Source organism: Treponema endosymbiont of Eucomonympha sp., assembly GCF_001028545.1.
This window is the reverse complement of record NZ_BBPW01000052.1, coordinates 1-5,311: the sequence shown is the minus strand read 5'-3', so window position 1 is coordinate 5,311 and position 5,311 is coordinate 1. Positions and strand designations below refer to the sequence as shown.

Genomic DNA, 5,311 nt, shown 5'->3' with positions numbered 1-5,311 from the left:
GGGTTTCTGAACGTGACACGATTTTGCTTGTCCCCGGAATCGCGGGCGGGTGTTGCCGTGCTTATGGGTTTGCGGCGGCGTGACGTCGAGCATAATCGGCGACCGAGCGCTTCCCGGCTTGTCGAACGGGGAAATCGCGCGGTACAGCCGTCATCTGCTGCTTGCCGAAATCGGCGTTGAAGGGCAAAAGCGACTCAAGGCGGCGAAAGTGCTGCTCGTCGGGACCGGAGGTCTCGGCGCGCCGCTGGCGCTTTATCTTGCCGCGGCAGGCGTGGGAACCATCGGCATGGCGGATTTTGATTTTGTCGAAGAGTCGAACCTGCAGCGGCAGGTGATTCACAGCACGAAGGACATAGGGCGACCGAAAGTCGCGTCGGCGAAAGACCGTGTAAAAGGCATAAACCCGACTATAAACGTGGTTACGTACAATACGATGCTTACCAGCAAAAATGCGCTGGAGCTTATGAAAGGCTACGATGTGGTTGCGGACGGCACGGATAACTATCAAACCCGCTACCTCGTAAACGACGCGTGCGTGCTCCTGGGAATTCCCAACGTATACGGCTCTATCTTTCAATTCGAGGGGCAAGCGAGCGTCTTTTATGCAAAAGTGGGTCCTTGCTATCGGTGTCTATATCCCGAACCGCCGCCGCCCGGGTTAGTGCCTTCGTGCGCGGAAGGGGGAGTTGTCGGTGTGCTGCCCGGCATTATCGGCTCATTGCAGGCGAATGAAGTTATCAAGCTCATTGTCGGCGGGGGAGATACGCTTGCGGGGCGCCTTCTCCTGTTTGACGCGTGGAAATTAACGTTCCGCACGCTCGCGTTGGAAAAGGACGCGAATTGTCCGATATGCGGCAAAAACCCGTCTATTCGCGAGCTGGTTGATTACGAAGAGTTCTGCGGGCTGAAAAGGCGTGACGAAAAATCGGTCGAAACCATTACCGCGCAGGCGTTGAAGCGCCGTATTGACGCGGGAGAACCTTTACAGATTATCGATATTCGTGAACCGCATGAACGGGCAATTGTGCATTTCCCGCAAGCGAAGTCGATTCCGCTGGGGCAAATGGTCAGGCGTATCGGAGAATTTGACCCGGCAATTGACGCGGTGTTCGTCTGCAAAATCGGACAGCGCAGTGTTTTTGCTATCAGGGCGCTTCAGGAGGCTGGGTATGCCGGCAGGCTCCTGAATTTGGAAGACGGCATAAACGGGTGGGCGCGGGCAGTTGACCGCGCTTTGCCGGTGTATTAAAACGCGCCGGATAATTCGGCGCAATCAGTCGGTGTTAAAAAACGCATGAAATGCGAAAAAAAATAAATTGAGGAGCAGAAGTATGGCAGAAAAAGCACAGTTAAACGCGCTCGGAAGCGCGGCGGCGTATCAGCTTACAGACGTAACAAAGACGGCGCCGCAGTTCGGTTCGCTGACGCCCCGCTGGATAACCAGGGTATTGGAATTCAAAGGGCTTGAGGCCGGTATTTACCGGGTGAATAAGGTAGTAGAGGGAAACACTCCTCTCGACGCGCTTTGCAGCAAAGACCCGAACAAGGTCGAGATTCCGCAAGGATATGTCGAATATCAGGCGAAACCGAGAGAATACGAGCTGGGCGCAATATCGACTATTATCAACGTAGATACGAAGGTGCAGGATGTTTATCACGCTCCTTTCGACCAAGTGCACGAACAGCTTGCGCTGGCAGTCGAGTCCCTTCGGGAACGGCAGGAAAGCCAGCTTATTAACAGCGACGACTACGGGCTGCTCAAGAATGTCGCCGATTCCCAGCGCGTACAGACTCGGAGAGGCGCTCCGATGCCTGACGACCTTGACGAATTGATTTCCAAGGTGTGGAAAGAACCGTCGTTCTTCTTGGCGCACCCGCGGGCTATTGCGGCATTCGAGCGGGAATGCACGAAGCGCGGGGTTCCGCCGGTTACGGTGAATATATCCGGCGGCACATTCGTCGCGTGGCGCGGCATTCCGCTTATCCCGACGGATAAGCTGTTTGTAGACGGACTTAAAAATCCCAAAGGAAAATCAGGCAAAACGAATATCCTGCTTGTCCGTACCGGCGAAGCGAAGCGCGGCGTTATCGGTTTGTTCCAGACCGGCTTGCCGGGCGAGCATTCACGGGGACTTGCTGTGCGCTTCCGCGGCATCGGCGATAATGGAGTGGCCTCGTATCTGCTTTCGCTGTATTGCTCGGCGGCAATTCTGACAGACGACGCAATAGCGGTGCTCGAAGACGTGGAAGTCGGTGATTATTATGACTACAGCGTCTAACGGTTTGCCGAGTCAGTACGGGCTTCCTGACGCTGACGAGATTGCCACGTTGGCGTTTGCCTACTTCCCCGAATTTGGGACGCAGGCTGCGCCTTCGAGGGCGGAATCTTACTCTCCTGTTGTGTTGCCGCAAAGTTCCACTTTGCGTACTGACTTTCCGCAAACGGAAATCGGTCGCGCTGAACTCCCGGAATATCGGGATTCATATTCCGCTATTCACGCTGTTATAGGGAATCGGAGCGTTGAGGCGATACGCGCGGATTTTCCGGTTTTGAGCGAAACGGTGAACGGGCACCCCTTGGTGTGGTTCGACAACGCCGCCACAACGCAGAAGCCTCAGCAAGTTATCGAGCGCCTAAAGTATTTTTATGAGCACGAAAACTCTAACGTGCACCGCGGCGCTCACGAACTTGCTGCGCGTTCGACAAACGCGTATGAAGCGGCTCGGGAAAAAACAGCGCGCTTTATAGGCTCGCCTTCCCCCGACAATATCGTGTTTGTGCGGGGCACCACCGAAGGGATAAACCTTGTCGCCCAGGCGTATGTCAAACCCTTGCTTGCGTCAGGGGACGAGATTATCCTCACGATGCTGGAGCACCACGCGAACATCGTGCCGTGGCAGCTTATCGCGGCGGAAACCGGCGCGGTGCTACGGGTAGCGCCTGTCGATAAAAGCGGGCAGATTATCCTTTCGGAGTACGCGCGGCTCTTCAACAGCCGCACCAAATTTGTGTCGGCGACGCACGTATCCAACGCCCTCGGCACAATCGCGCCGGTCGAGGAAATGATACAGATCGCCCACGCGAACGGGGTGCGTGTCCTGATAGACGCCGCACAGTCCGTGCCGCATATGAGCGTGAATGTTGCCGCTATGGACGCGGACTTTCTGGTGTTTTCAGGGCACAAAATCTTCGCCCCCACCGGAATCGGCGCGGTATACGGAAAGACCGAACTGCTTGAGGCGGCACAGCCTTATCACGGCGGCGGCAATATGATTGCCGACGTAACGTTTGAACGCACCGTGTATCAGAAAGCGCCTATGAAGTTTGAAGCCGGCACCGGAAACATCGCCGACGCCGCCGGGCTGGGAGCCGCAATTGACTATATAACGGCTATCGGCATGGAAAATATTCAGCGCTACGAGCAGGAGCTTTTGCAGTACGGGATACGGGAACTGAGCAAGATACCCGGGCTGACCCTTATCGGAACCGCTGATAATAAGGCGAGTGTGCTTTCGTTTGTGCTCGACGGGTATGAGCTTGAGCGAATCGGGAGCTATCTGAACAGCAAGGGCATAGCCGTCCGCGCAGGGCACCACTGCGCCCAGCCGATTCTGCGCAATTTCGGGCTTGAAGGCACCGTCAGACCGTCGATAGCGTTCTACAATACGGGGGACGAAATCGACGCGCTGGCACGGGCGCTGCGTGAACTCCTTCATTGAGCAAAAAAGGGAATAATGGACCCGTCGCACACCAAACAACTGGTCGATATGCTGGCTCAAAGCTATGAGGAAACGACCAGCATTATCAAGGCTGATTCTAAAAACCAGCTTAACCGGAGCGTTATTGCCGATACGGTTGAAAAACTTCGGGCGCTCATATTTCCCGGATACTTTGGCAAAAAGAAAATATCGGGCGGCTGGCTGAAGTACTATGTGGGCGCCTTACTTGAGGATATAACCTATCATCTTGAAGCGCAAATCGAGCTCGCTTTGACGCACCGCGGCGAGGCGCTTGTCGCCGAAAGGGCTGCCGAGATTACGTTCGCGTTTCTCTCCAAATTACCCGATATTCGCGCGCTGCTGGTTACCGACGTGGAAGCTACGTTTGACGGCGACCCGGCGGCATTCAGCCGTGACGAGATAATCTCCTCGTATCCGGGGATTTTTGCGATAACCACCTACAGGCTCGCCCACGAACTGTACCTGCTGGACGTGCCGCTTATCCCCCGCATTATGTCCGAACACTCCCACAGCATAACCGGCGTCGATATTCACCCGGGCGCGACTATCGGCAAATATTTTTTTATCGACCACGGCACGGGCATCGTTATCGGCGAAACGACCGTCATCGGCGATTATGTCAAAATATATCAGGGGGTTACGCTCGGCGCGCTTTCCACCCGCGGCGGTCAGCAGTTAAAAAGCGTCAAGCGCCACCCCACCCTGTGCAGTCATGTTACGGTGTATTCCGGCGCGTCGATTTTCGGCGGCGCGACGGTTATCGGGGAAGGCACCGTAATCGGGAGTAGCGCGTTCATCGTGAAGTCGGTGCCGGACCAGACGCGGGTGAGCGTCAAAAATGTGGAACACCAGTTCAAACCGGCGGAGCCGGAGAAGCGCGCGGAATCCCACGAAGAGGGGTTTTGGGACTGGGTGATTTGAAGCGCGTATACGCCTATTGCCTGCGCGGTGCATAAAAGGCTGAAACGCCGCCGCCTCGACGCAGAGAACAGGGCGCAAAAAGGAGCGGCTTTCGCCGCCCCTTCGGTCTGCTCCTTTGATAAACCGCTAGGTAGTGTGGACTGGATAAAGGAAAAGAGGTAAAAGGGGAAGCATGAAAGAAAATGAAGGCATTCACCGGCATGATATAAGCGACGAGGCGTGGGAACGGATAAAAAAACTGCTGCCCGGGCAGGCAGGGAAACACGGGGGAGTGGCGAAAGACAACCGTTTGTTTATTAATGCGGTAGCGGGGCAGACGCGCACGGGCGCTCCGCGGAGAGATATACCGCCAGAATTCGGGAACTGGAACAGCATACACAAGCGGTTTTGCCGCTGGCGAGACAAGGGAATATGGAAAATGCTGGCGGACGCCGCAATAGGCGAGCCTGCCGGGGATATTTTTATGATAGATTCGACGTATATCAAGGCACACGCGGACGCGTGCGGGGCGCGCGGCGGCAATCAGGACATTAGCCGCACAAAAGGGGGCTGAACAGCAAATTACACTTGGTAGTTGACGAGTACGGGATACCGGCAAGCGGCATTGTGACAAGCGGTACTGTCGCGGACTGCAGCCAAGCGCCTCTCC

4 protein-coding genes and 1 pseudogene are annotated in these 5,311 nt (G+C 55.7%); all 5 read left to right on the top strand.

Going from position 1 to position 5,311, the window contains the following annotated elements; genetic code table 11:
* Positions 1 to 79: 79 nt before the first annotated feature.
* Positions 80 to 1,249: a molybdopterin-synthase adenylyltransferase MoeB gene (gene moeB, locus AWU74_RS03605; protein ID WP_062327687.1), complete on the top strand. Its 1,170-nt coding sequence runs from the start codon at positions 80 to 82 to the stop codon at positions 1,247 to 1,249.
* Between the two features lie 82 nt (positions 1,250 to 1,331).
* On the top strand, positions 1,332 to 2,279 hold the full coding sequence (locus AWU74_RS03600) for a family 2A encapsulin nanocompartment shell protein (protein WP_062327685.1): 948 nt from the start codon (positions 1,332 to 1,334) through the stop codon (positions 2,277 to 2,279).
* Positions 2,263 to 3,720, top strand: a complete 1,458-nt coding sequence (locus AWU74_RS03595; protein ID WP_062327688.1) for a cysteine desulfurase — start codon at positions 2,263 to 2,265, stop codon at positions 3,718 to 3,720. The genes AWU74_RS03600 and AWU74_RS03595 overlap by 17 nt, the downstream gene beginning before the upstream one ends.
* A gap of 15 nt (positions 3,721 to 3,735) precedes the next feature.
* Complete coding sequence (locus tag AWU74_RS03590) at positions 3,736 to 4,662, top strand: serine O-acetyltransferase (RefSeq protein WP_062327683.1); 927 nt, start codon at positions 3,736 to 3,738, stop codon at positions 4,660 to 4,662.
* A gap of 172 nt (positions 4,663 to 4,834) precedes the next feature.
* Positions 4,835 to 5,311, top strand: a pseudogene (locus AWU74_RS03585) (IS5 family transposase); the annotation flags it as partial.

Coding starts and splice junctions, on each gene's coding strand:
- AWU74_RS03600 (WP_062327685.1), top strand. CDS start 1,332: ATGGCAGAAAAAGCACAGTTAAACGCGCTCGGAAGCGCGGCGGCGTAT.
- AWU74_RS03595 (WP_062327688.1), top strand. CDS start 2,263: ATGACTACAGCGTCTAACGGTTTGCCGAGTCAGTACGGGCTTCCTGAC.
- AWU74_RS03590 (WP_062327683.1), top strand. CDS start 3,736: ATGGACCCGTCGCACACCAAACAACTGGTCGATATGCTGGCTCAAAGC.